General features: G+C 33.9%; 37 protein-coding genes. All 37 read left to right on the top strand.

Annotated elements, in window-relative coordinates; all coding sequences use genetic code 11:
- Window positions 1-2: 2 nt before the first annotated feature.
- The 37 genes from N4T77_RS16940 (at window position 3) to N4T77_RS17125 (ending at window position 25,529) form a co-directional block, all read left to right on the top strand.
- Window positions 3-281: a helix-turn-helix domain-containing protein gene (locus N4T77_RS16940; protein WP_261673033.1), complete on the top strand. Its 279-nt coding sequence runs from the start codon at window positions 3-5 to the stop codon at window positions 279-281.
- A 12-nt stretch (window positions 282-293) separates the two neighbouring features.
- Complete coding sequence (locus N4T77_RS16945) at window positions 294-479, top strand: hypothetical protein (RefSeq protein WP_261673034.1); 186 nt, start codon at window positions 294-296, stop codon at window positions 477-479.
- 4 nt (window positions 480-483) lie between these two features.
- The gene (locus N4T77_RS16950; protein ID WP_261673035.1) at window positions 484-720 is read left to right on the top strand and encodes a hypothetical protein; all 237 of its coding nucleotides are present in this window, start codon (window positions 484-486) and stop codon (window positions 718-720) included.
- Window positions 721-830: 110 nt separating this feature from the next.
- Entirely contained in the window at window positions 831-1,010 is a 180-nt protein-coding gene (locus tag N4T77_RS16955) for a hypothetical protein (protein WP_261673036.1), read from the top strand.
- A 58-nt stretch (window positions 1,011-1,068) separates the two neighbouring features.
- Entirely contained in the window at window positions 1,069-1,332 is a 264-nt protein-coding gene (locus tag N4T77_RS16960) for a hypothetical protein (RefSeq protein ID WP_261673037.1), read from the top strand.
- Window positions 1,322-1,954 (top strand): ERF family protein, encoded by a 633-nt coding sequence (locus N4T77_RS16965; protein WP_261673038.1) that lies wholly within the window; start codon window positions 1,322-1,324, stop codon window positions 1,952-1,954. Before N4T77_RS16960 ends, N4T77_RS16965 begins: the two co-directional genes overlap by 11 nt.
- 3 nt (window positions 1,955-1,957) lie before the next feature.
- Complete coding sequence (locus N4T77_RS16970) at window positions 1,958-2,839, top strand: DUF1351 domain-containing protein (RefSeq protein WP_261673069.1); 882 nt, start codon at window positions 1,958-1,960, stop codon at window positions 2,837-2,839.
- Window positions 2,840-2,841: 2 nt separating this feature from the next.
- A complete protein-coding gene (locus N4T77_RS16975; protein WP_261673039.1) occupies window positions 2,842-3,459 on the top strand; it encodes an HD domain-containing protein in 618 nt (205 codons plus the stop codon).
- Window positions 3,459-3,890, top strand: a complete 432-nt coding sequence (locus tag N4T77_RS16980) for a single-stranded DNA-binding protein (RefSeq protein WP_261673040.1) — start codon at window positions 3,459-3,461, stop codon at window positions 3,888-3,890. The genes N4T77_RS16975 and N4T77_RS16980 overlap by 1 nt, the downstream gene beginning before the upstream one ends.
- 76 nt (window positions 3,891-3,966) lie before the next feature.
- Entirely contained in the window at window positions 3,967-4,218 is a 252-nt protein-coding gene (locus N4T77_RS16985; protein ID WP_261673041.1) for a hypothetical protein, read from the top strand.
- Between the two features lie 5 nt (window positions 4,219-4,223).
- Window positions 4,224-4,379 carry a hypothetical protein gene (locus N4T77_RS16990; protein WP_261673042.1) on the top strand — a complete coding sequence of 52 codons (156 nt, stop codon included), beginning with the start codon at window positions 4,224-4,226 and terminating at the stop codon, window positions 4,377-4,379.
- Window positions 4,380-4,398: 19 nt separating this feature from the next.
- Entirely contained in the window at window positions 4,399-4,587 is a 189-nt protein-coding gene (locus N4T77_RS16995) for a hypothetical protein (protein ID WP_261673043.1), read from the top strand.
- Between the two features lie 61 nt (window positions 4,588-4,648).
- The gene (locus N4T77_RS17000) at window positions 4,649-4,879 is read left to right on the top strand and encodes a hypothetical protein (RefSeq protein ID WP_261673044.1); all 231 of its coding nucleotides are present in this window, start codon (window positions 4,649-4,651) and stop codon (window positions 4,877-4,879) included.
- A gap of 68 nt (window positions 4,880-4,947) precedes the next feature.
- Entirely contained in the window at window positions 4,948-6,381 is a 1,434-nt protein-coding gene (locus N4T77_RS17005) for a DNA cytosine methyltransferase (RefSeq protein WP_261673045.1), read from the top strand.
- A gap of 176 nt (window positions 6,382-6,557) precedes the next feature.
- The gene (locus tag N4T77_RS17010; RefSeq protein WP_261673046.1) at window positions 6,558-7,553 is read left to right on the top strand and encodes a tyrosine-type recombinase/integrase; all 996 of its coding nucleotides are present in this window, start codon (window positions 6,558-6,560) and stop codon (window positions 7,551-7,553) included.
- A 13-nt stretch (window positions 7,554-7,566) separates the two neighbouring features.
- A complete protein-coding gene (locus N4T77_RS17015; protein WP_261673070.1) occupies window positions 7,567-8,154 on the top strand; it encodes an ERCC4 domain-containing protein in 588 nt (195 codons plus the stop codon).
- 16 nt (window positions 8,155-8,170) lie between these two features.
- Window positions 8,171-10,732 carry a CHC2 zinc finger domain-containing protein gene (locus tag N4T77_RS17020; RefSeq protein WP_261673047.1) on the top strand — a complete coding sequence of 854 codons (2,562 nt, stop codon included), beginning with the start codon at window positions 8,171-8,173 and terminating at the stop codon, window positions 10,730-10,732.
- 300 nt (window positions 10,733-11,032) lie between these two features.
- Window positions 11,033-11,194 (top strand): hypothetical protein, encoded by a 162-nt coding sequence (locus N4T77_RS17025; RefSeq protein ID WP_261673048.1) that lies wholly within the window; start codon window positions 11,033-11,035, stop codon window positions 11,192-11,194.
- 107 nt (window positions 11,195-11,301) lie between these two features.
- Window positions 11,302-11,796: a RinA family protein gene (locus tag N4T77_RS17035; protein WP_261673050.1), complete on the top strand. Its 495-nt coding sequence runs from the start codon at window positions 11,302-11,304 to the stop codon at window positions 11,794-11,796.
- A 131-nt stretch (window positions 11,797-11,927) separates the two neighbouring features.
- A complete protein-coding gene (locus N4T77_RS17040) occupies window positions 11,928-12,239 on the top strand; it encodes an HNH endonuclease (RefSeq protein ID WP_261673051.1) in 312 nt (103 codons plus the stop codon).
- Window positions 12,240-12,243: 4 nt separating this feature from the next.
- Entirely contained in the window at window positions 12,244-12,459 is a 216-nt protein-coding gene (locus N4T77_RS17045) for a hypothetical protein (protein ID WP_261673052.1), read from the top strand.
- 65 nt (window positions 12,460-12,524) lie between these two features.
- A complete protein-coding gene (locus N4T77_RS17050) occupies window positions 12,525-12,833 on the top strand; it encodes a P27 family phage terminase small subunit (protein ID WP_261673053.1) in 309 nt (102 codons plus the stop codon).
- A complete protein-coding gene (locus N4T77_RS17055; protein WP_261673054.1) occupies window positions 12,814-14,475 on the top strand; it encodes a terminase TerL endonuclease subunit in 1,662 nt (553 codons plus the stop codon). The genes N4T77_RS17050 and N4T77_RS17055 overlap by 20 nt, the downstream gene beginning before the upstream one ends.
- A 17-nt stretch (window positions 14,476-14,492) precedes the next feature.
- Window positions 14,493-14,777 carry a zinc ribbon domain-containing protein gene (locus N4T77_RS17060; protein WP_261673055.1) on the top strand — a complete coding sequence of 95 codons (285 nt, stop codon included), beginning with the start codon at window positions 14,493-14,495 and terminating at the stop codon, window positions 14,775-14,777.
- Between the two features lie 33 nt (window positions 14,778-14,810).
- On the top strand, window positions 14,811-15,968 hold the full coding sequence (locus tag N4T77_RS17065) for a phage portal protein (RefSeq protein WP_261673056.1): 1,158 nt from the start codon (window positions 14,811-14,813) through the stop codon (window positions 15,966-15,968).
- Complete coding sequence (locus tag N4T77_RS17070; protein ID WP_261673057.1) at window positions 15,958-16,701, top strand: head maturation protease, ClpP-related; 744 nt, start codon at window positions 15,958-15,960, stop codon at window positions 16,699-16,701. Before N4T77_RS17065 ends, N4T77_RS17070 begins: the two co-directional genes overlap by 11 nt.
- 1 nt (window position 16,702) lies before the next feature.
- A complete protein-coding gene (locus tag N4T77_RS17075) occupies window positions 16,703-17,899 on the top strand; it encodes a phage major capsid protein (protein ID WP_261673058.1) in 1,197 nt (398 codons plus the stop codon).
- A gap of 14 nt (window positions 17,900-17,913) precedes the next feature.
- Entirely contained in the window at window positions 17,914-18,198 is a 285-nt protein-coding gene (locus tag N4T77_RS17080) for a hypothetical protein (RefSeq protein ID WP_261673059.1), read from the top strand.
- A gap of 5 nt (window positions 18,199-18,203) precedes the next feature.
- The gene (locus N4T77_RS17085) at window positions 18,204-18,548 is read left to right on the top strand and encodes a hypothetical protein (protein WP_261673060.1); all 345 of its coding nucleotides are present in this window, start codon (window positions 18,204-18,206) and stop codon (window positions 18,546-18,548) included.
- Window positions 18,545-18,940 carry an HK97 gp10 family phage protein gene (locus tag N4T77_RS17090; protein WP_261673061.1) on the top strand — a complete coding sequence of 132 codons (396 nt, stop codon included), beginning with the start codon at window positions 18,545-18,547 and terminating at the stop codon, window positions 18,938-18,940. Before N4T77_RS17085 ends, N4T77_RS17090 begins: the two co-directional genes overlap by 4 nt.
- A complete protein-coding gene (locus N4T77_RS17095; RefSeq protein ID WP_261673062.1) occupies window positions 18,927-19,241 on the top strand; it encodes a hypothetical protein in 315 nt (104 codons plus the stop codon). Before N4T77_RS17090 ends, N4T77_RS17095 begins: the two co-directional genes overlap by 14 nt.
- Window positions 19,242-19,252: 11 nt before the next feature.
- Window positions 19,253-19,798 carry a hypothetical protein gene (locus tag N4T77_RS17100; protein WP_261673063.1) on the top strand — a complete coding sequence of 182 codons (546 nt, stop codon included), beginning with the start codon at window positions 19,253-19,255 and terminating at the stop codon, window positions 19,796-19,798.
- A gap of 41 nt (window positions 19,799-19,839) precedes the next feature.
- A complete protein-coding gene (locus tag N4T77_RS17105; protein ID WP_261673064.1) occupies window positions 19,840-20,136 on the top strand; it encodes a hypothetical protein in 297 nt (98 codons plus the stop codon).
- 276 nt (window positions 20,137-20,412) lie between these two features.
- A complete protein-coding gene (locus N4T77_RS17110; RefSeq protein ID WP_261673065.1) occupies window positions 20,413-23,412 on the top strand; it encodes a phage tail tape measure protein in 3,000 nt (999 codons plus the stop codon).
- A complete protein-coding gene (locus tag N4T77_RS17115) occupies window positions 23,412-24,026 on the top strand; it encodes a hypothetical protein (RefSeq protein ID WP_261673066.1) in 615 nt (204 codons plus the stop codon). The genes N4T77_RS17110 and N4T77_RS17115 overlap by 1 nt, the downstream gene beginning before the upstream one ends.
- Window positions 24,027-24,038: 12 nt before the next feature.
- Window positions 24,039-25,043, top strand: a complete 1,005-nt coding sequence (locus N4T77_RS17120; protein ID WP_261673067.1) for a phage tail protein — start codon at window positions 24,039-24,041, stop codon at window positions 25,041-25,043.
- A gap of 12 nt (window positions 25,044-25,055) precedes the next feature.
- The gene (locus tag N4T77_RS17125; protein ID WP_261673068.1) at window positions 25,056-25,529 is read left to right on the top strand and encodes a hypothetical protein; all 474 of its coding nucleotides are present in this window, start codon (window positions 25,056-25,058) and stop codon (window positions 25,527-25,529) included.
- Window positions 25,530-25,662 lie beyond the last annotated feature (133 nt).

The raw sequence follows: 25,662 nt of genomic DNA on the forward strand, positions 1-25,662 counted from the left end.
TCTTGAGAACATACACAGTAAAGGAAGTTGCTGAGATATTGAAAGTTACACCTAGGACAGTAAGAAAAGAGATTGATGAAAATAAGCTTACTATCTTTAGAGCTGCTTCAGAGATAAGAGTTACAGAAGTTGCACTTATGGAGTACATGAACATAAAGGCTAACAGGGGCATGACTGAGAGAGAGGCTGAACTTGAAGAGGAGAATAAAGGGCTTAGAGAAGAATTGTCCAAGCTGCAGAGTGTATTGAGTGAATTTAAGACTATTTTATTGAAAATTTAAGGAGGATGAAATTTGAACAAAGCTTTTGAAACGCTAATTGAAAGTATAAATGCACAAATATTTATACTACTTAAAAATGGATATAAAATCCATGATGCTGAAAACTTAGAATTTTTTATATCTGAAATTAGATATGACAACCAAGACAATACAATAAAGTTCGACCTATTAGAAGATAAAAATAAAAGGGAGGATTAACTTAATGAAAAAAAGACAAGTATTAGAGCAGCTAGATTCCTTGATAGATAATAGTAGGAGCTTTATAGAAAACTGTGATAGTTATTCAATCTGGCATGATGATATTAAAGCGCTTGAAATAGCTAAGGAAGCAGTAAATAAGGAATATAGTTATAGATTTTTAGCAAGCTTAATTTGTATGATAGCAGCAGGTATTATTTTCGGAGGCTTAACGTTAATGGCGTACTTTATTTATAGGTAAAGAAGGTCAACTACTGTGACCAGTAAAGCTGCTTATTTAACTAAATTGGGGTTAATGAAAAAGCCAATTACTAGATACTACCACAGAAGACCTTGGAAGGAGGATTAGATGTGTTTTATTGTAAGGTAGGAAATTGTCCTGTAGAAAACAAGGAGCCTATATGTTGCTTACATTGTGATAAAAGAAAAGATTGTCCTAATGCATGCAAACAAGAGGATTTCGATTGTAACTTAATGTTAGAAGTAAAAGAAATAAAAAAAGAACTGCCTAAGCAGTCAAAACATAAATAAAAATTCACTAACTTCATTCTACAGCAGAGTGAGGAAAAAATCAAATGGAGGAATGGAAATGGGGAAATTTGAAAGACAGAGAAAAGAAAAGGAAGGATTAAAAGCCAAGCAATTGCTTAATAAGGTGCAGCAAGATCTTAATAATATTCAGCTTCAAGGTAAGGAGAGAATAGTTTTTATAATAGAGAAATTGGAACAGGAATTAATAAATCAGGGGTATGACGTAGATGATGGGCTTATTGCTTTATGGAGGCATCCAGGTTATAAAATAGAGCTTCAAGTGGGAAGTAAGAGAATTGGAGGACAAGAGATTGGAAACTAAAGAGCAAAAACCAATGAATATATACCAGAAAAGACAAGAGTGTATCGTTGGTTTGCAAAAGGCAAAATTAAAGATGACTGGGAAAAACACTTATAGTAACTATGAATATTACGAATTAGGAGATTTTTTACCGGAACTTAATAAACTAATGCAGCAGAACCATCTTGCAGCAGTATTTAAATATACTAATGAAGAAGCAACTCTTACAATAATAGACACTGATAAAATTGAGGACCAGCTTACTTTTTCAACGCCAGTAGAGTTAACGCAGCTTAAAGGCTGCAATGGTATGCAAAACATAGGGGGTACTCAAACGTTCGCCAGAAGATATCTCTATATAATGGCCTTTGAGATATCGGAACCAGATACTTTAAACAACGGTGAAATCGATGAAGAAGCAGAGATGAGAAGAAAGAAAATAGATCTTGTTAAGGTAAAGGTTATAAAGGATTTAATCGTGAAATCAAATTCTGATGAAGCTGCTTTCTTAAAATGGGCCAAGGTTAAAAGAGTTGAGGATATTACTAATGGAAACTTTAATATATGCTTAGAGGCTTTAGATAAAGCATTGAAAAAGCATGAAGCTGAAAATAAAGCGAATGATATTGAGGGGGTAATCTAATTGATGGAAATAGAATTAAATAAACAGCTGCCTGTTATTGTAATGAATTTTGAAGAGGTAAAGGCTTCACTTTCACAAACAATAGAAAAGTATAAAGGAATAGTAGTTACCGAGGATGGACTCCAAGACTGCAAAGCTACTCAAAAGGAGCTTGCAGGCATGAGGGTGAAAATTGATAACTATAGAAAAGAAGTAAAGAAGGAAATGTCCAAACCTATAACTGAGTTTGAGGGTAAGTGCAAGGAATTGATTAAATTAATCGAAGATGCAGAGCAACCGATTAAAAATGGCATTACTATTTTTGATAATGCTAAGAGAGAAGAAAAAAAACAAGTTGCCTTGGATATCATCTCAGAAATCGTTAAGGAGCACCAGTTAAGCGAAAAATATGCAAGTCAACTAAGTGTACTAGATAAATATATGAACCTCTCAACGAAGCCTAAGGACGTTAAAAAGGATGTAGAGCAAAGAGCGTTTGTGCTGTTGCAGGAGCAGATTAAAGAACAGGAAATGTTAGAAATTATTCAAGACACTATAGATAACGCAAATAAGTCTATTAATACGCCTCTTAAGCTAGAAGATTTTCAGAGCCTATTAAACATAAATATGCCTACCAGTAAGATTATTCAAGAGATAAATAAAAGAGCTGAACTAATCAGAGAAGCAGAAAAGCCAAGAACAACTGAACCTACAGTAATAAATACGGATTGTGAAATTGAACCAATACAGAAGGAAGAACCTGTAGCTGCAGCAAGCAATCAGAATGAAACTGTATACTCTATAGAACTTCGAGTTATTGGCATTAAAGATGAAATAGCTAAACTAGGAAAGTACTTAAAAGATAACAATTATAATTATGCAAAAATTAAGGCAGGAGTTGTTTAATTATGAAAGATATTCAAGAGGTTAAAGAAAAAGTTATTGAGCTTTTAAGCAATACTCAAAGAAAAGGTATGGACAGAGTTATTAAATATTTAGAGGAGAGTGACTTCTTTGTTGCTCCTGCCTCAACCAAGTACCATGGAAATTATGAGGGGGGATTAGCAGAACATAGCCTTAATGTTTATGATCTATTTAGTGAAAAGAATAAGAGATTTAATCTGGGTCTAGGAGAGGATTCGGTAGCTATAGCTGCTTTACTACATGACTTTTGCAAGATTAATTTTTACAATAAACAAACTTGTTGGAGAAAGAATGATAGTAATAGATGGGAAAGTTACGAAGGTTATAAGGTTCAGGATGATTTTCCTATAGGACATGGAGAGAAAACAATTATAATGCTCCAGTGCTTCATTAGACTAACTAAAGAGGAAATTCTAATGATGAGATGGCACATGGGAAGTAGTGAACCGAAAGAAATGCAGATGAATATTAGTAATGCTTATAACTTAGTTCCCGCGGCAGCCGCACTTCATACTGCAGACATGGAAGCTAGTTATTTACTAGAGGAGCACTTTGAACCAGGTGAAAATAACGGACAAACTAGGATGAAAGGGATGAGTTAATGAATAAGATACAACTTGTTGGAAGACTTACAGCTGATCCAGAATTAAAGTTTACATCTGGCAATGGAACTGCAGTGACAAAATTTACAATGGCAGTTAATAGGCCAAGATTGGATAAATCAAAACCTCAAGAAGCCGATTTCATACCATGCGTATGTTTTGGAAAGAGAGCTGAGGCCATAGCTAACTATGTTCAAAAAGGACACTTATTCGGGGTAAGTGGTAGGTTGCAGATTAATAAATATGTTGATAAAGATGGAAATAATCGTTGGAGTACTGATGTTGCAGTGGAAGATTTTGAGTTTCTGCAGTCTAAAGGTGGAGATACTAACAACTCTAATAGTCAACAGACTTCATCAAAACTTAAGGACAGTGCAAGTGAATTTAACTCAGATTTGACACCTATAGATGATGGAGATATACCATTCTAATTTTAAAATAGTGCCTTAGTATCTGACTATTGGAATACTTAGGCACTATAAAAGTATAAGAGAGAGGGGATTAATTATGTGGATTAGAAGTAAGAATAAAAGATGCTTAGGGGATTATAAAGAGCTTGTAGTAGTTAGTAAAAGTATATACGGATATTCAAATTGTGGTGATGATAACACTGTTTTAGGAGAATATGAGACAGAAGAAAGAGCTTTGGAAGTAATGGAACAGATTGAACAGAGACTTATCCATGGATGTGAGCATGATGACATGACTGCTAATAGAAGAACGCAGAAGAAATTTGTGTTTAGGATGCCAGAGAGATAAGGAAGATGAGTAAGTTACTAGAGTTCCTAAAGGAAAGTAAGGATAGAAGGATATCTGCTATAGCAAAATTAGCTTTAGAAACTAATAGAAGTTTATTAGAGGCAGTGGACTATTACAATAATGCAGAAACCAGAAGCGTAGCACCGCCAAGTAAAAGCTAGTACGGAAACTGAAAATAATATGAAGGAATGCGAGGTTGCTTTTATGGTTTGTGAAGAATGTAAAAAATGTTTTAACTATCTTGTTTGTGAAACTGGTTGTTATGGCTCTACGGAACCATGTGAATATATGGAGCAAGATTATCAAGATTTTTGTGAAACGCTAGAAAGTGTAAAAAGAGAAGATAAGGTTGTTGTTAAGGTACAGTAGCCTCAATAATTTGATAATAATGCGTCTTTAGTACGTGCGAAAAATTAAGGGAAGTGTTGCAATGACTACGTTTGAGAGAGAAGAATTAATGTATGCTCTAGCATTTAATTATTTGACAGAAAAAATGAATGATAAAGTATGGCAAAGAGAGAGAAGCCAAGGATACTCTATGGCTTTAGGGAAATTACAGGGTGCTTGCATGGCTCTTAAACTAGATTTTAGCGAAACAGAAAATAGTGTGATTGTATTTACAGCAAATAGAGAGAAACTCGTAACAAAGGTTGAAATTTGAATTAAGTTATGACGTATTACAAGTATTTAGTCAGTAAGAAATTTTTACAGTAGATTTGAGGTGATAACATGATTCAGCAAACAAGCATGTTTAGTGAAATAGTAGTTGATAACTTTGCTGGTGGAGGTGGTGCTAGCACAGGAATTGAAATGGCTATAGGAAGAAGTGTAGACATAGCGATTAACCATGATCCTGAAGCTATAGCAATGCACAAGGCTAACCATCCGACAACTAAACATTACTGTGAATCAGTATGGGAAGTAGATCCTAGAGAAGCAGTAAAGGGGCATCCAGTAGGATTGGCATGGTTTAGTCCCGATTGCAAACACTTTTCTAAGGCTAAGGGAGGAAAACCAGTTAACAAAAATATTAGAGGTCTTGCTTGGGTAGCTGTTAGATGGGCTGCTACAGTAAAGCCGAGAGTAATCATGTTGGAGAATGTAGAAGAGTTTAAAACTTGGGGACCTTTAAAAGATGGCAGACCAGATCCGAAACAAAAAGGACGTACATTTAACTCTTTTGTAAATGCTCTTAAAAGACATGGATACCAGGTAGATTGGAGAGAACTAAGAGCATGTGATTATGGAGCACCAACAATAAGAAAAAGATTTTTCTTAATTGCAAGGTGTGATGGTAAGCCTATAGTATGGCCGAAACCTACGCATGGAGATCCTGAAAGTAAAGAAGTAAAAGAAGGTGTGTTGAAGCCATGGCATACAGCTGCAGAAGTTATAGATTGGTCGATACCATGTCCAAGTATATTCGATAGAAAAAAGCCACTTGCGGAGAATACGTTAAAAAGAATAGCCAGAGGAATTCAAAAGTTTGTACTAGAAAATCCAAAACCATTCATAGTTAGAATTGGTCAAACTGGATTTGGTGGAGATAGGCTGCAGTATGAATTAGATAAGCCTCTTACTACAATAACAACTAAGGCTGAACACCTACTGGTAACTCCATTCTTAACTAGTTATCATTCAGAGACAAAAGAGAATGAGGTAAGAGGGTTACACTTGGAACAACCTATACACACAATTGATGCTTCAAATAGATTTGGTTTAGTATCAGCATTCATATCAAGACAGTTTAAGAGTTCTACAGGACATAAGGTTGATGCTCCATTGGGTACAGTTACAACAGTAGACAAGTCAAGATTAGTAACTGCATTCTTAGTTAAATATTACGGTGCTGATATAGGACAAGATATAAATACACCACTGCATACCATAACTACTAAAGACAGATTTGGATTAATAAAAGTCCATGGAGAAGAGTATCAGATTGTAGATATAGGGATGAGAATGTTAGCACCACATGAATTATTCTTAGCTCAAGGGTTTCCAGAAAGCTATATAATAGACCATGACTATACAGGCAAGGCATATCCTAAGACAGCACAGGTTGCAAGGTGCGGCAATGCAGTACCTCCACCATTACCGAAAGCATTGGTGGAAGTGAATTTACCAGAGCTATGCAAAGAACGACTAAAAGAAGTAATCTAAATATCAAATTATCTATATATAACGATAACAGGATAATTAAATAACTCAAATAAATTATAAACAAATAAAATAGAGAGCTGCAAAGTCTGGACAACCTATCAGCTCTCTAAAATCTCAACCGAGATACTTGCATTATATCATAGTACTCTCGGTTAATCAAACTAAGGAGGAAATGTATGTATAGTGCAAGTAGTAAAGATGAAGTAGTTATAAAATTAGTAGGTAAGTTATCTTTAGAATTCCCAGAGATGGATCAGCTTAAGGCTAGAAGTGTAATAGAGGAAATCCTGTATAAATACAATATTGGACCAACTGAAACAGCTCTTGTGGCAAGTGACATTGAAGAGAAAATACAGATATTTTTAAAGAGTAAAGAACTAGAAGGTGTAAGTCCAAACACAATCAAGAATTACAGGTATCAATTATTAATATTTGCAAGTCATCTGAGAAAACCTTTAGTTGCAGTAACCACCATGGACTTACGAATGTACTTAGCTGCTAGGTGTAAGGGACTTAAGCCAAGTTCAGTCAACGGACAAATATCAATTTTTAAGAGCTTTTTCGGATGGTTAAATGAAGAAGACTATATCCCTAAAAATCCGGCTAAAAAGCTAAAGCAAACCAAGGAGCCTAAGAGAATTAGGCATGCCATGAGTGATGAAGAAATTGAATTGTTAAGACAAGCTTGTGAAACAGAAAGAGAAAAAGCATTAGTAGAGTTTTTAATCAGCACTGGTTGTAGGTTATCTGAGGCTGTTGGAGTCAATAAGGACAACATAAATTGGCACGATATGAGCCTGTTTGTAGTTGGGAAAGGATCTAAGGAGAGAAAAGTTTATTTTAGTATAAAAGCTAAAATACTTTTAAAAAAATATCTTGATACAAGACAAGATACTAACGAAGCATTGTTTGTAGCAGGCAAATACCCATATGAAAGACTGGGAGGCAGGAGCATAGAAAGAGAAATCAGTAAAATAGCTAAAAGAGCTAATTTCGATAAATCTATTTATCCGCACCTATTCAGACATTCATTTGCTACTCATAATATTAATTCAGGTATGCCTTTGCATATAGTACAAAGCTTAATGGGGCATGAAACACCAGATACTACATTAATTTATGCAAGAATTAATGATGAAAATATAAAACATGAATACAGAAGAATTTCTTAAGGACGGTGATAAAGTGTATTACAAATTTACAGATACAGAAATAAACAAGCTATTAAAAGAAAATTTCAAAGTTATCTATGATACAAGAGAGCAAAAAAACCAGCATATACTAAACTATTTTGACGAAAAAAAGATACCGTATAAAAAACAGAAGATTGATGAAGGGGATTATACTGCTGTAATAACTAAAAGGCCAGATATGGGAATATACAGAGACTTATATTTTCCTGTAGCAGTAGAACGAAAGAACTCTGTAGATGAACTAGCTGGGAATTTAGCCGAGGAAACCGATACTAGAGACGATGTGAGACTTGTAAGAGAATTACAGAGGGCAAAGACCAAAGGTATTAAAATATACCTTATAATCGAGGACAAGAATGGCATGGAGAATATAAAGAAGGGTAATTACAGGAGTTTATATAGCCCTAAAGCCTTACTAGGCAGGTTAAGCAGTATACAAGATTTATATCTGCATGACACATTATTTATAAATAATCAAGATACTGGATTTGAGATATATCGTAAACTTTATTATAGTGTTAGAAACTTTTTAAAGGAATTAAATACAGATATAAGTCCAGAAGTAAATTTACAACTATAAGAAAAGGGGTGAGAAGGTGGAATTAGAAGACATAGATTTAAAAGAGTTAATAGAAAGAGAGTTGGCAGAAAGATTTAATAGACAGGGCTATATAAGATGCCCTTTTCATTCAGAAAAAACACCTTCCCTTTCAATTAAGTTTTTTCCAGATACAAATAAGTATAAATTCAAGTGTTTCGGATGTGGAGAGTCTGGAGATGCTATTGATTTTATTATGAAGTTTAAAGGGATTAGCTATGTAGAAGCTAGAGAGTATCTTGGACTTACAGTAGAAAAAAGCATCCAAGAGGAGCAAATTGAGAAAGTAAAGAGTTATATAGAATGGGAACAAACTAAATTTAGAAATGGCCAAAAGCTTCTAGGTGTATTCTCATTTACTGATAAAGAAGGAAATCTTGCATATTTTAAGGCTAAATTTAGAGACTCTAATGGTGACAAAAATCTTGCATATTACCATATTGAAAATGATAAGGTAATAAACAAAAGAGGGGGAGAAGAGCTTCCATATAACTTATACTGTGTATTACAGGGCATCAAAAGCGAAAAGGTAGTAATTATATGTGAAGGTGAAAAAGATGCTAATACACTTAATTCTTTGCTTAGGAAAGATAAGTATGTAGCAACAAGTGTAAAAGGCTGTAAGAACATATCTGCACTAGAGGGAGCTATGATTTATGTATGTAGCGACACTGGAAAGGCTGGAGAACAGTATAAATGGGATGTTTACAAAAATCTATTTGCATTAGCAAAAGAATTTAAATTTATAAATCTTCCAGGAATAAAGACTCTTGGAGATAACAAAGATGTCACAGATTGGTTAGAGGATGGACATACCAAGAAAGACTTAATTAATGCCTTTAGTAGGAGTTTAGACTTAAAAAATAAATATGAGCTGCAACAAGATGCTGGAGGCATTTATAAGATGGTATACAGTAAAAAGGAAGAAGAATACCACAAAGTGTATATCACAAACTTTAGATTAATTGAGGCTTCAAGGATAAGTTTTATAGATGATGATCAAGAAGGAATTAAACTTATTGTAAAATCAAATACTGGAGTGAAATTCGAAAAAATAGGTCCCAGTACTGTTTTTGATGATTTAAGGTCCTTTAAAAACTTTTTAGGTTCAATAGATTTGGCTTTTTTAGGTAGTAAAGCAGAGATATTAACAGAATTTAAAATATGGATTAATAGATATTTCGCATTAGAACTTGAAGAAATTCATGAAGGAATAAAGTTTACTGAGAGAAATGGAGAAATATTATTTATAACTAATGGAGGAGCTATAGGTAAAGATAAAATTGACTATGCAATAAAATCTAATGGGAGCAACAATGTAAATATTATTGATACGGAATTAATTAATAAAGAAGAATTAAAATTAATTTTGAAGTACCTTTTCAAATTTGCTACTCCAGAGAAAACAATAAGTATTATTGGCAGTATTATCAATAACTTAGCTGCATATCAAAATAGTTTTATTAAACAGAAATTGCATCATCTGCTTATAGTTGGTGAAAGTGGATGTGGAAAGAGTACAATTCTTGAAAATGTAATAGCTCCAATACTTAATTATCCTAAAAAAGATATTAAATCTATTGGACTAATAACACCATTTGCATTGATTAAAAGTGGTAGTGATGGGAATTATCCAATGCTGTTTGATGAATTTAAACCTTCAGCTTTAGATAATAAAAAGATTGCAAAACTTAGTGAGATATTTAGAAACTTATATGATAGAGCAACCATTTCAAGAGGTAATAAATCATTCCAAAGCAAGGACTTTCAATTGCAGAGACCATTGGTAATAGTAGGTGAAGAAAGCTATCCAAATAATGAAAAGGCTTTAATAGAAAGAAGTTGTATAGTTTATCTATCGAAAAGAGAAAGAACAGAGGAACATACTAAAGCTATGAACTGGATCATTGAAAATGATGTTTTATTAAATAAGCTAGGTAGAAGTTTGATAGATATAATTCTTGATATTAGCATAGATGATTATACGAAAATGAGAGAAAATTATTCTGCATCTATTAAGGGAATTAAAAATAGGCCTTTAAATACAGCCATAAATATTTGTTGTGGTATGGAGATACTAAATATCCTTTTAAAGAAAAATGGCATTAAAGAAACAAAGGATTTTACAAAGCATGTTATTGCAAACATTATGGCAGAGGTATTAGAAAACGGAAAGGAAACATACTCAGCAGTTGAGCAAATGCTTATTCTGTATAATACCATGATTGAGGATGGCAGAACTTTAACTAATGAACATGTTGTTAAAAATCGTGGTGATGGATTATTTATAAAAACTTCCGAAATGATAAATCAAATTAAGGAACATGTTAACAGAGTAGGAGCAGATATAATTCCATTAAGCTTAAGAGACTTTAAGAAACAAGCTGAAAGGTCAGGATACCTAATTGGAAGTTCGAATAAGGTTATTAATATTGATGGTAAGAGTATAAGATTTGATACTTACAGTAAGGAACTTTTAAGGGGATTAAGGGTTGATTCAATTGTCCCTCCAGAGATAATGGAAGTCACTGGAGAAGAGGGAAAGGTAATACCATTTTAAAATTACATATTTAAAAAAATGTAATTGAAATGTAATTAAAATGTAATCCACTTAAACCGTTGATATTGCTTACTTTTATTATATATATTATATAAATATTACATTATTACATAATATTAATATATATATACGTGTGAGAGATATTTATTAATTAATATTTATATAAAGATACGCATATAAGTTTCTGAAAAATGTAATTTTGAAATTTTCAGCTGAAAGCTAGTGATATCAATGGTTTTAGCATGTAGTTTTTATGTAATTTGAAATGTAATCTTCTATAAAAAATAAGGAGTTGAAACTATGTTAAACATAGATACACCAAGGGTTTATAAGGATAAGATAGTTAAAATTAAAATTGATATAGAAAAGGCTATTTTTAATAAAAAATGGAGCGAAGTTGCTAAATTAGAAGCAGAAAAGGCACATTTGGAGAGTATTTTAAATGTAAAAAGTGAGGTGTAAAAGTATGTATGGAAAACCTAAAGTTATAGCAATTCCATATAAGAGCTTTAAAGAGAAAATAAGACTCACTAAAAGATATACAAAGTACTATTTTATTGAGGATTTAGGTGGAGTACTATATATGGAAAGAAGGAGCTGATAAGGTGGACAAGAATACTAATGATTTATATAAAAAAACTGATGGAGTCCTATTTAATTATAAGACAATAAAAGCTGAGATAAATAACTTAGAGTTAGAGATTGAAGAGCTTAAGGAAGAGACAGATGGAGTAAAAGGAATAACATATGAAGAGAGAACTGGATCAACCAATGAGTTCAACTCCAGTGTAGAGAATGAGGTCTTAAAGAAAGATAAGCTAATTACTAAATTGATAAGAGAAAAAGCTAGTAAGCAAAGATTAATTGAAAAGATAGATAACGCATTAAACACCTTGGAAGATGAGGAAAGACAAATCATAAAGTTAAGATGCTTTGATAAAATGGGTTGGAGTAAAGTAGGAGCTCTTACAAATAGAGACGGAGATTACTGCGGAAGAATAAAAAGAAAAGCTATAAATAAGATTAGTGAATTGATTTTTATAAGTAAAAAGTATACGGAATGATTACGAAAAGTAGTCGTAGATAGTCTGTAACAAATACTGTGAAGACATGGTAAGATAGTATCATAGAAAATAAAGCAAAGAGCACTTGGTTAACTCCAGGTGCTTATTTTATTTGAAGAGGTAGTTAAGGGATGAATAGAACTGAGTTAGCACAATGGATTAATTCTTTGATACAACACAATAATATAAAAGCTTTCTATAATTCAGCAGCATGGGAACATCTTAGAAGAGAAGTATTGGAGGAGCAACACCACGAATGTCAGATATGTAAGGCCAATGGAGTATATAGTGAAGCAGTAACAGTGCATCATATTAAGTACTTAAGAAGGCATCCTGAATTAGCTTTAACTAAGGATAACCTGATGGCGGTATGTGATGAGTGTCACTATCAGATACATCATAAGCCTAAACCAAAGCCGCAACTGAATATAGAAAGATGGTGATTGGATGAGTAATAGAGGAGTATTGTGTGAATGTAAAGAGTGTGGTAATAAAGAGACCTTTGATACATGGGAGTACAATCAGGAAGAGAGAAAATGCAAGAAGTGTGGCAGTAATTTATCTATTATTTGTTTTGTAGGGATAGATTTAGCAAATAAAAACGATATAAGTACCCCCGGGTCAAAAAAATCAAAAAATTCTAGGTATTGGAAGAACGGGTAAAAGGATATACAGAACAGAAATGCCTCGCGCGTGAGGAAAAATGCATGAAAGGAGGGAGTTAAATTATGGCAAGTGCTAGAAAAATCAAGGATTCTTTAATCAAGCAGCTTGAAAATAAAGGTGCAAATGTAGAGCATTTTTTAAGCTTAATTGATGATTATATTTGGTATTGGTCTGAAGAGAAGGCTATGCAAAAGGATATAAAAGTTAGGGGACGTACCTACAAAGCTATATCTGCCGCAGGAAAAGAATATGAAAAAGATAACCCCTCCGTTAAAAATGCACCCATATACAGTAAGCAGAAATTAGCAATTCTCAAAGAACTAGGTTTAACAACTGAAAATGTTATAACTGATGATGGCGATGAACTCTAAAAAACTGATACCAGAAATACAAAGTTATATAGACCTAGTTCGAAGTGGGGAAATTGCAGTATGTAAAGAACAGTTACTGTTATGCGATTATGTAGAAAAGTGCTTTAGTGAAGAAGATATATTTGTTGATGAAGAGTTGCTTCATAAATATTTAAGTTTGCAAAAATACTTCCCTTTTCAATTACTGGAATGGGAGGTATTTTGTTTTACTCTTCATAATTGCACTTATTCAAAGCCAGGGATTTTAAGATGGCCAGATTTATTTATCCTAGTTGGAAGAGGTGCTGGTAAAAATGGTTATCTATCCTTTGAAGACTTCTGCCTAATTAGCCAATACAATGATATAAAAAATTATGATATTGATATCTGTGCCAATGCAGAAGACCAAGCGAGGACTTCTTTTGATGATGTCTACAATGTACTAGAGGCTAACGAAAAGAAACTTAAGAATCACTTTTATTGGAATAAAGAAATTATTAGAAACCTTAAGACCGGTTCAAGGCTTAGATTTAGAACGTCTAATGCTAAAACTAAAGACGGTGGTAGACCAGGTAAAGTTGACTTTGATGAGTACCACCAGTATGAAGATTACAAATCTATTCAAGTATTTAAAACTGGTTTAGGTAAAAAGAAAAATCCACGTACTACCATTACTACTACTAATGGAGATGTAAGAGATGGTCCACTAGATCGTATGATTGCAAGAGCCGGACAGATATTAAAAGAACAAGGTGGAGATAATGGACTACTACCTTTCATTTGTAAGCTTGATGATGAAAAAGAAGTAGATAACCCTAAGATGTGGCACAAGGCAAATCCTTCGCTTCATTACTTCCCAGAGTTAATGCTTACAATGCAGAGAGAATATATAGATTATAAAGAAGATCCTGTAGGAAATTCTTCTTTTATGACCAAAAGAATGAATATTCCTAAAGGAAATAAAGATGTTGAGGTAACCTCTTGGGAAAATATATTAGCAACTAAACAAGAAATACCTGACCTTACTGGATGCACTTGTGTAGTTGGAATTGACTATGCAAAGACTACAGACTTTGTATGTGCAGGGTTGTTATTTAAGTTTAAAGGAAAACATTATTGGATATCTCACACATGGGTATGCACTAATTGTAATGACTTAGGTAGAATAAAAGCACCACTTAGGGAGTGGGAAGATATAGGATTATTGACTTTCGTTGAGGGTCCGGAGGTATCTCCGGATATTCCGGCAATGTGGTTAGCAGAACAGGCACAAAAGTATAATCTTACAGTACTAGGTATGGATACTTACCGTTATACATTGCTTGCAAAGGCTTTACGAGATGTAGGATTTGATACTGATAAGAATGGCTCTAACAATATTAAACTTATAAGACCGAGTAATCAAATGCTTATATCCCCTGTAATAAACAGTTTATTTGTTAACCACAATATTATATGGGGGGATAACCCACTTATGAGATGGTATACAAATAATGCTTGTAGGATAACTTCTCAGGCTGGGAATGAAACCTATGGGAAAATAGAACCTAAGTCAAGGAAGACAGATGGTTTTATGGCTTTCGTAGCGGCAATGTGTGCTAGCGGAGATTTAGTGGATAGTGGAGAAATAGTAGACTTCGATTTTGGAGTTTATACTTATTAAAGAAAGAGGTGTAATTGATGCAAACAATAGCATATAGGTGTTTAGAGTGTGGACATTATACTATATCAAAACGCGATGGAATAAGATGTGCTAAATGTGGTAGTGGAGCTACTAAGCCTATGAATAATGCAACCTATATAGATAAAAATAAAGAATTGTCGATAGATGTAAGATTGAAAGATACTAAAATTTTTAGAAGAATGCTTGATGTTTTTTTAGCTTTAATGGATGATCGATACACTCCAGATTGGATAAAAGAAAGGATTCAAAGACTTGTCCTTGATGAAATTAAAAAGGATTAAGTCTTTTATTTTGCACTGAAAGGTGGTGAGAGATTGAAATTTTTAGACTGGATTAAGGACTTTTTTGGAGTAGATCAGTCAACGGTATACTTAAATCAGCAGGCAATAGCTACACAGGAAGTTAAGTTGGCTATAGAAAATTTTGCTATAGTATCTGCAATTAATTTAGTTGCAAGTGCTATAAGTAAGTGTGAATTCAAAACCTACATGAAGGGCAAAGAGAATAAAGGTGATGAATACTACCTGTGGAACATTGAACCTAATAAAAATCAGAACTCAAGCCAGTTTATACAGGAGTTTATATCTAAACTACTTTATGGTAATGAATGTCTTGTTATTGAGGTAAATGGACAGTTAATAATTGCAGATAGCTTTTATCAGAATGAATATGCGGTTTCGGAAAATTACTTTACAAATGTAAGTAGAGGCACAATGATATTTGACCGTTCTTTCAAAATGAGCGAAGTACTCTACTTTAAGCTTGGCAATAGTGATATTAAGTTTTTATTAGCAAACTTAATTAAAGGCTATAACAATCTTTTAAATATGGCCATAGGTAAATATAAGCGTTCTGGTGGTAGAAAAGGAATTGCAAAAGTAAACAAAACATCTTCAGGTGACGAAAATTTTCAAAAGAAGGTTGATGATTTATTTTATAACAGATTTAAATCCTACTTTGAAAGCGAAAATGCAGTAATTCATTTACCTAACGGAATTGAATATGAAGAGCAGAATGGTGAAGGTAACAAAAAATCAACTAGTGAAATAGTTGATATACAAAATATAACTAAAGAAACCTTTGAAAGAGTTGCTCAAGCCTTTAAAATTCCACCAGCTCTACTTAAGGGAGATATAGCAGATGTAGGAAAACTTACAGAAAACTTTTTAACTTTCTGTATAGATCCACTGGTGGATATGATAAGCGAAGAAATTAATCGTAAGAGGTTTGGTAAGGTCGATTTTCTAAAAGGCTCATACTTAAGAGTAGACACTACTTGTATTAAGCATATAGATATATTCTCTATCTCAGAGGCTTTTGACAAGTTAGTTGCTAGTGGTGGCTACAGTGTAGATGAATTAAGAATTAAGGCAGGTGATACTCCGTTGAATACAGATTGGAGCAAGAAACATTGGATGACTAAGAATTATCAAGATGTAGAAGATTTGAAAGGGGGTGAAAATGTTGAATAAACCAATATACTTAGTAAAACAATCTACAGACCTTAGTGCATTAGATTTATATATCTATGACCACGTACAAGGTGATAGTGAAGATTGGTGGACAGGTGAAAAAATAGAAAGTGAAACATCAGCTAACTATATTCAAAAACAATTAGAAGATGCTAAAAATGTGAGTAATATAAACATCTATATAAATTCTTATGGTGGAGAGGTTAAAGAAGGTTTAGCAATCTATAACCAACTTAAAAGGCATCCAGCACAAAAGACAGTATATGTAGATGGTTTTGCTTGTTCTATAGCTTCTGTAATTGCTATGGCCGGGGATAAAGTTGTTATGGGAACCAATACCCTTATGATGATACATCATGCTAGTATGGGAGCTTGGGGTAATGCAGAGGAATTAAGAAAAGCAGCTAATGATGTTGAGATAATAGATAAGGCTAGCTGCTCAAGTTATCTTGCAAAAGCTGGAGATAAATTAAGTGAAGAAACATTAAATCAACTACTGGATAACCAGACATGGCTTAATGCGGAACAATGCTTACAATATGGCCTATGTGATGAGATAGCAGGTAAACAAGATGACAATATAGTAAAGGCTCAACAAAGGTTGAATAATGCTATAAAGCAACAAATGGAGGGTTTAAGGCAACAGATAAAAGTACCTGAAAACCTAGCTAAGCAAAAAACTAATGCTGAAAAATTAATGGCAGTATTTAAAAAGAAAATGGAGGGAAAGTAATATGGTAATGAAATCAAAGGATCTAATACAACAAGAATTAAAGGATAACCTAGTACAAGCATTCAAAAGTGAGGATGAAAATGCAATTGCTCAAGCTTTTGCTAACTTTGCTGATACTGTTCAACAAAATGTAATGGAGGACTTTACTTCATATCAAAAAACTCAAGACAGTGCTATTCTTGCTAAAAGAGGAATACACCAGTTAACTGCAGAGGAAAATAAATTCTATCAAAGCATAATAGATGCTATGAAATCAGCGAATCCAAGACAGGCTGTTACTGATATAGATATAGCTTTCCCAGAAACAGTAATTGAAAATGTAATAGCAGATATTAAAACTGAACACCCATTATTAGCAGCTATAAACTTCACAAATACTACTGTGTTAACTAAGATGATAGTTAATAAACAAGGTGCACAACTTGCTACTTGGGGACCACTTAACTCTAAGATAACAGAAGAACTTGAGGGAGCTATAGGTAAAATTGATTTAACTCTCTGCAAGTTAAGTGCATATATGCCAATAAGTAAGGATATGCTTGCGGTAGGCCCTACATGGATAGATGCCTATGTAAGAGCAACACTAGCAGAGGCGATAGCATTAGCACTTGAAACTGCTATAGTAACAGGAACAGGAAAAGATGAACCTATAGGAATGGATAGGGATGTGTCTGAAAATGTAACTACAACTGGAGGAGTGTACCCAAAGAAAACTAAAATGGTAATAACTGATTTAAGCCCTACTACTTATGGAACTATTTTAAGTAAATTAGCTCAAGCTCCAAACGGAAAAACAAGACCTATAAGCAATGTTTTAATGGTAGTGAACCCTAAGGATTATTTCACTAAGGTTATGCCGGCTACTACAGTAAGGGCAACAGATGGAACATACAATAAAGATATATTCCCATTCCCAACAACAGTAATTCAGTCCCCAGGTGTAACTGAAGGTGAAGCAGTATTTGGACTTGCTAGTAAGTACTTTATGGGTATTGGAGCAGGAACTAATGGTGGAAAGGTTGAATACTCTGATGAATTTAGATTCCTAGATGATGAAAGAGTATACTTAACTAAGATGTATGGTAATGGTAGAGCTCTTGATGACAATGCCTTTATACTTGCAGATATTACAGGTTTAGTTCCAGCAACTGTTGAGGTTACTGTAAAAGGTGTTGTTAAGACTAAAGAGCAGGCATAATTGAGGTGGTATAAATGCCAGAAGAACTATTGAACGATATAAAATCATATCTCCATATAAACTGGCAGGATGATAATACTGATAAAAATTTAACTGGAATGATAAAAAGAGGGATGGCACGCTTGCAAGATATAGCAGGTGTGTCACTTGATTTTACAGTTGAAGATTTGCCAAGGTCGTTACTGTTTGATTACTGTAGGTATGCTAATAGTCAGGCTCTTGAGATGTTCGAAAGAAACTTTCAATCTGAACTAATGACACTTCATATAAATTCTCAAATTACTGTATTGGGAGAGTGAAGAGGATGAAAATCAAAACAGATAACATTGAATTTATTAGCTTTTCAGATGGAATATGTGATATCTATGCAGAAGATGAGGAAGGTATTAGAACTAATAAATATATAGGCTTAGGTTTTAGCAATCGTGTGTTAGGATATAACCGTGCATTTGCCGCTAAGGCGGTTCAGGTTCATGCCAATGTAGTTATAAGAATACCGCAGCTACTGGGAATAGATATTCACGATATTGTAGAAATTAGAGGTTTGGGAAGATATGATATTGAACTAGTACAAAATATTTTTGAAACCAATCCACCTTCTATAGACTTAACTCTTAGACAATTGGAGATGTTTGAGGTGAGAAAGTGAGTAATATTAAAGTTGATGAATTATCAGATATGTTAGCAGATTATATGAGTAATTATTCTAAAGATGTAACTGATGGGGTAAAAAAAGCAGTTAACACTGTATCCAAGGAAGTCAACGAAGAAATTAAAAAGCATGTTACATTTGAACAGCCAACTGGTGAATATGTTAAGTCCTTTAGGATTAAAAAGAGTTATGAAGATGGATATAAAAGAGTTAATACATGGTATGTTACAAATGGACAGTATAGGTTAACTCATCTTCTTGAAAAAGGTCATGCTTTATGGCAAGGTGGTAGAACTAGAGCTTATCCTCATATTAAGTATGGAGAAATACTTGCTCAAAGGAGAATGGAAGAGTTAGCAAAGGAGGCTATAGAAAATGCTGGAGATTAAAAGCTGGTTAGAAACTACAGGAATGAAGGTAGCGGAAGAGCGTTTTTTAAAGCCTCCTGCGCTTCCATATATTATATTTTTAGAAGAAGTAAATGTAAGCGGTGCAGATAATAAAAATTGTATAGTAGATAGAAATATAAGTATTGAGTTGTATTCAGATAAAATTAACCGTGAAGCTGAAAGTAAAATTGACGCCTTACTAAATGAAAAAGTTATAGAGTATAGAAAAAATCGTACATGGATTGATAGTGAAAAATTCTTTCAAACTGTGTACGATTTTAATTTAGTTGAGAAATTATAGGAGGGAATTAGATGTCTACAGCAGGAGATAAAATTGTATTAGGTAGTGGGAAACTTTATGTAAGTGAGTTTACAGGTGGAGTAATTCCAGAGAGTTCTACACTTGAAGCTGAAAGTAATTTACTAGGACTTATACAAGGTGGTGCCACACTTGAGTATAAGCCTAAGTTTTACGAGGTTACAGATGATTTAGGACTTGTACAAAAGACTATTCTTACTGATGAAGAGGTAACATTCAAAAGCGGAGTTCTTACATGGAATGGTAAGACTCTTACTAAACTATGTTCAACTGCTAGAGTTACTGAAGCAGCAGGAAAAAGAACAGTTAAGATTGGTGGATTAGGAAACCAAGATGGAAAGCAGTATGTTATTAGATTTGTACATGAAGATAAAGTAGATGGCGATATAAGAATAACTATCGTTGGTAGCAACCAAGCTGGATTTAGCTTTAAGTTTTTAAAGGACAAGGAAACTGTCGTTGATGCTGAATTTAAAGCAGCTCCACTTGATGATGAAGGAACTAAGATTATTTACGAAGAAGAAATTCCAGTATCTTAATTTAAAGGGTGGTAAACATCCACCCTGAAAGGAGTATAACAATGTTTGATATTAGTACTGTAAGTAAAAGATACTTTAATATAAAAATAGGTGATTTGGCATTAGAGGTCGAACCACCAAAGCTTAAAACATTAAAAAAAGTTACAGCTTTAACTAAGTCTAAAAATGAAGAAGCTGTAGATGATTTAGCTGAGGCGGTTCGTATGATATTAAGTAAAAATAAAAATGGGTATGAAGTACCGGAAGAACTTATTGATGAGTTAGACCTTGACCAGATGAATGAAATACTAACATCTTATTTTGGATGGCTTGCTAAAAGTAAGAATTCCCCAAACTAAAAATCCCTTACTTCCCTGATGAAGAGGAAGATAAGGGTCATTATGAGGTTAACACAATTGAAGAAAAAATTATCTGTGAATATACAGGATATAACTTTGATAGGTTAGAGGATTTAGATATATTTGAATACTGGCTATTGCTCCGAGATGCAGTAATTTATAACTATATGCAGATAAAAGAGGGTAGAGAGTACTTAGAAAAATGTTGGCGTATGGAACAGACAGAGCCAGATAGAAAATCACTAAGAAGTAAATTAGGAAGAAAGGAGGTATAAGATGGCGGGTAGTACTATAAAGGGAATTACAGTTGAAATCGGTGGAGATACGAAGGGGTTAAGTAAGGCTTTAGATGATGTAGGGAAAGAGTCAAAAAATATACAGTCAGAATTGCAAAAGGTTGAAAAGGCATTAAAACTAGACCCTACAAATACTGAACTACTAGCTCAAAAACAAGAGCTTCTAACAAAAGCAGTTGAAAACACTAAAGGTAAGTTGGATGCGTTAACTCAAGCACAAGAAAGAGTAAATAAGGCACATGAGGCAAATGCTGAATGGGAAAAACAGTATGCCCTTATAGGTAAAGCTATTGATGAAACAAAAAGCAAAATGAACGAGCTTGCTAATAAGCAAGATGAAATGAAACAAAAGCTTTCAGATGGGAAAATAAGTACAGAGCAGTATGAGAAATACCAAAAGGAGCTTGAAGAAACAACTCTTAAACATAAAGAACTAATGCAGTCAAAGCGTGACCTTGAAAAGCAATTTGCAGATGGTCATATTAGTGATACTGAATATAGAAATTTTCAGCGTGAATTAAGTAATACAAAACAGGAGTTAGAAAAACTTGAAGGAAAGTTAAAGTCATCTAATCCTGAACTTGAAGCCTTTGGGAATAAGGCAAAGGAAACAGGAGATAAACTTAATAAAATTGGCGAAGGTGTCAAGGGTGCCGGTGAGAAAATGACTGCAGGTATTACTGCACCTATTGTTGCGGCTGGAGCTGTAATGGTAAAAGGGGCAATAGATGCAGAAGTTGCCCAGGGAAGGTTACAAGCATCATTAGGGCTAACAGAAGAAGAAGCTAGTAAGCTAGAAGAAGCCGCAAAGGAAGTATGGGAAGCTGGATTTGGAGAAAACATTGGAGAAGCTACAAATGCAATAACAAGCATTCGCCAGAACATGAAAGGTTTATCGGACTCTGAGTTACCTAATGTAGCTAAGGGAGCCATGACAATTGCAGATGTATTTGGGCAAGATGTTAGTGAAGTTACAAAAACTGCCGGTACCATGATGAAAAACTTTGGTATGTCTGGCCAAGAAGCACTTGACCTTATAACGGTTGGTTTTCAACAGGGTGGAGATTATTCTGGAGAGCTTTTAGATACTCTTAATGAATATTCACCGCAGTTTGCATCCTTAGGTTTATCAGCAGACCAAGCTATGAAAATGTTAATAGATGGTGCTAATAATGGGGCCTTCAACTTGGACAAAGTTGGGGATGCTATGAAAGAGTTTAATATACGTGCTCAAGATGGTAGTAAAACGACACAGCAAGGTTTTCAAGCTATAGGACTTGATGCAAATGCCATGGGCCAGGCTATAGCACAGGGTGGAGATAAAGCACAGCAAGCCTTTATGGCTACAGTAACTGCTCTTGCGAATATAAAAGACCCTTTACAACAAAACCAAGCGGGAGTAGCTTTATTTGGTACTCAATGGGAAGATGTAAGAAAAAATGTAATTCTAGCAATGAAAGATGGACAAAGCGGTATTGAGAATTTTAAAGGTTCTACCGAGTCGGCTACTAATGCCATAACTCAAAACAATCCTGGAATGGCTTTGAGAAGTGCATTAAGAGAACTACAATCTGCAGTGGCCCCGGCATTACAACCGGTAATTAGTTTTATAACTAGTTCTCTCATTCCGGCTATAAAGGCTGCGGCTAATGGATTTGCTAGTTTATCTCCAAGTGTTCAAAAGTCAATACTTGTAATAGCGGGTATAGCAGCGGCAATAGGGCCTGTACTTATAGTGATTGGGCAATTAATAATATCAGTAGGAGCTATTGCAAAAGTGTTTGGATTAGCATCTGCAGCCATTGCAGAAGCCGGTGGAGCTATGGCGATTCTAACAGGGCCTGTAGGTATTACAATTGCTATAATAACTGGACTTATTACAGCAGGTGTTTTACTATACCAAAACTGGGATACTATAAAAGCCAAGGCTGTAGAACTATGGAATAATATAGTTGTTACTTTCGAGTCAATAAAAACATCTATATCTACTGCATGGGAGAATGTAAAAAACTCAACATTAGAGGTTTGGGAAAATATAAAAACTGCAACATTGAACGCATGGGAAGCTTTGAAGAGCACTATAAGTAATGGACTTAATAGTATAAAGTCTTTCTTAGAACCAGCATTAAATTTTTATAAAACTATATTTGAAAACACTTGGAATATCATAAAGAATATTGTGTTAGGTGCAGTACTTATAATCCTGGATATAGTTACTGGAAACTTTACAAAATTAAAATCAGATACAGAAAGTATATGGAATAATATAAAGAGTTCTTTGTCGAATATATGGGATAGTATAAAATCTGTTGCAACCAATGCTTGGAATAGTCTTAAAACAGCTGTAGTAAATACTTGCAACAGTATAAAAACCGCAGTAACTGATATATGGAACGGTATTTTAAATTGGTTTTCTACATTACCAAGCAGACTATATAGTTATGGTGTTCAGATGTTTACTAGTATGAGAGATGGTATAAACAGTACTATTGGAAGTGTAAAAAGCGCTATAGAAGATGGAATTAATAATGCAATTAGCTTTTTAGCTGATTTACCCAGCAAAGTATATAACTATGGTGTAAATTTTGTAGAAGGGTTTATAAATGGAATAACTAGTAAGTTGTCAGCCTTAAAACAGAAAGTACAGGACATGGCTAATTCTATAGCTAATACTGTAAGGAATGCACTGGATATAAATTCTCCAAGTAGGGTAATGGCGAAGATTGGTGGTTCTGTAGGTGAAGGGCTTGCATTAGGAATTGAAAATAGTAGAGGTTTAGTAACTAATGCAATGAAAGATATATCAGGAAGTATGGTTTCAAATGTAAACCTAACTTCTAAGTTACCTCAAGTTGGTAGTTTAGGTGGAGGTTCACAGACAGTAATAATCCCTGTAAATCTTGATGGTAGGGAAATAGCAAGAGTAGTGAGTAAAGACATAGCAGGTAACTATAGTTTGAGCACGGGAGGTAGATGGTAATGACAACTATAGAAATTACTCCTCCTGGAAAAGAAACTGAACAAATTATTTTCTATGAAAAATGTTCTGTAAAAATGAGTACTACGGATAAAGCAGGCTCATTCAGTTTAGAACTACCTACTACGGATACAAGCATAATGGACAGATTTGTAGTAGGCTCTGATGTACGAATAATACAGGATGACAATATTTTTAGGGGGTGGATACTTAATCCTGCAAGAGCTGTAGATGGATTTATGAAAAATGTATCTATAGAGGGATTAAGTTATACGGCAAGACCACAAAAAATACTTGTAACAGAAAACTATGTAAATACTAAAGTAAGTGATATAGTAAAAGACTTATTTAATAAATATGCTCCGCAGTATAATTTAGATAGCATTGTTGAATGTGATAAGGTTATATCTTATAAATTCAATGATGTTTTTTTATTTGATGCTATGGAGACTTTAGCAAAGTTAGCAGGTTATGAATGGTATATAGATGAACCAATGCCAGAGACTATACCACAGTTAGAAAGTAACGGATGGATTGAATTAGTTGAATTTAAGGTAAGTAAAGTATTTTATCCATCTACTGAATTGTATCCATCTGAAACTTTATACCCTTGTTAGGAAGGTGATTATATGGGAATGATAGCACTACATTTTTTCCCCCAAGGTAGTAGGAAAAATAAAATTGTTATAGGTCGTGGGAGTTACCATAAGGGTTCCGCAAAGCTTACTCCAGATAGCTCTGGTTTGGTAAATAAATTATGGGTCAAAGGCGGAAAAGCGATTAGTGAGCTATATACACAAAATATTACAGTTACATCTTCTGCAATTCAGTTGGATTATTCACCGAGAGAGCCTGTTGCAGTACAAGTTGGAGGGATTGTAAAGACTCTTGGAATACAGAATATACATCAACCTGGACAACATGACTTTTTACTTAATGTAAGTGAAAAATTATTAATTCCCGATCTGTGTACAAGTGGAACTGGTACTATAAGTTACTGTTATGAATATCCTATAAAAATTTTAGTAGAAGAACCAATAAGTCAAGAACAATACGGAGTATTTGAGGATATATTAAATGTTGAAACTGATGATAAAGAACTTGCTTTAGAATTAGGCTTAAAACATTTATGGAAGTATTCTCAGCCTATTATTATCGGTAGTATAAAGCCTTTTGAGGGAGTATATAAACCAGGAGAAATAATTAAGGTAGAATTACCTGATTTAAATGTAGATACTGAGTTGCAGATAAAAGAAGTTAGCTATGATAGTGCACCAAGGAAACCTTTAGATATTACACTGCAGCTTGAAACGGCAGAAAGAGATTTAAGTAATATTCTTAAGGACATGAACCAGAGGTTAGCTAAGTTAGAAAAAGAAACCTACAAAGATGATGAAGGACCTATAGAAAAATATATAGCTAAAGAAGAGCTGTTTAGTTGGAGGGAAGTAGCCACAGTACCACAACCTATACAGGATAGTGGTTGGCTATATTGGAATGAGGATTTAGTTAAGGTTTCTCCTTCAAATATTAATGAAAATATCAACTGGATAGAGTTTTTACAGGTTACATCAAGACCAGGACTATATCCTTTAGATAATTTATATCCAAGTGAAGATTTATACCCTATGTAAAGGAGTGAGTTTATGAATATAGATACAAGTTGGCTAGGACAATGGGAGATTGAAATAAAAGAAAATGGAGTCATTAAAGAAATAGTGCCAATAAAACATAATCTTATAACAGATGCAGGACTAAATATGATTAGAGATATGCTTAAGGGTGCTATAAATGATGCACAGATTAAGTATGTAGCGTTAGGAAATGATTCAACTCCACCAGATCCAGCAGATATTAAACTAAAAAGTGAGCAATTTAGAAAAGTAGTAACTAATAGAAACAATGACCCAGTACAAGCAGGCAAGCTTTATACAGAACTTTATGTTGCTGATACTGAAGCTAATAGTTTTAAATGTGAAGAAATAGCATGGTTTGCAGGTGTAGGGGCTACTGCTACAAAGGATAGTGGTATATGTATTGCAAGAATATTATATAGCAGACAGAAAAGTGCTACTGAAAGCTGGACAATTCGTAGAACTGATACTGTAAGTAGAGGGTAGGTGGAATTATGTCAATAGGAGACTATAAAAAAACAACCTGGAACGCTGGTGGAGCTCCCGGGATTAGTGCTCAAAGATTGCAAAATATTGAGGATAAAATCGAAGAAGTGGACAAGGATTATGCGTCGCATTT

The organism is Clostridium sp. CX1, from assembly GCF_025398335.1.
Lineage (GTDB): Bacteria > Bacillota > Clostridia > Clostridiales > Clostridiaceae > Clostridium_AM > Clostridium_AM tanneri.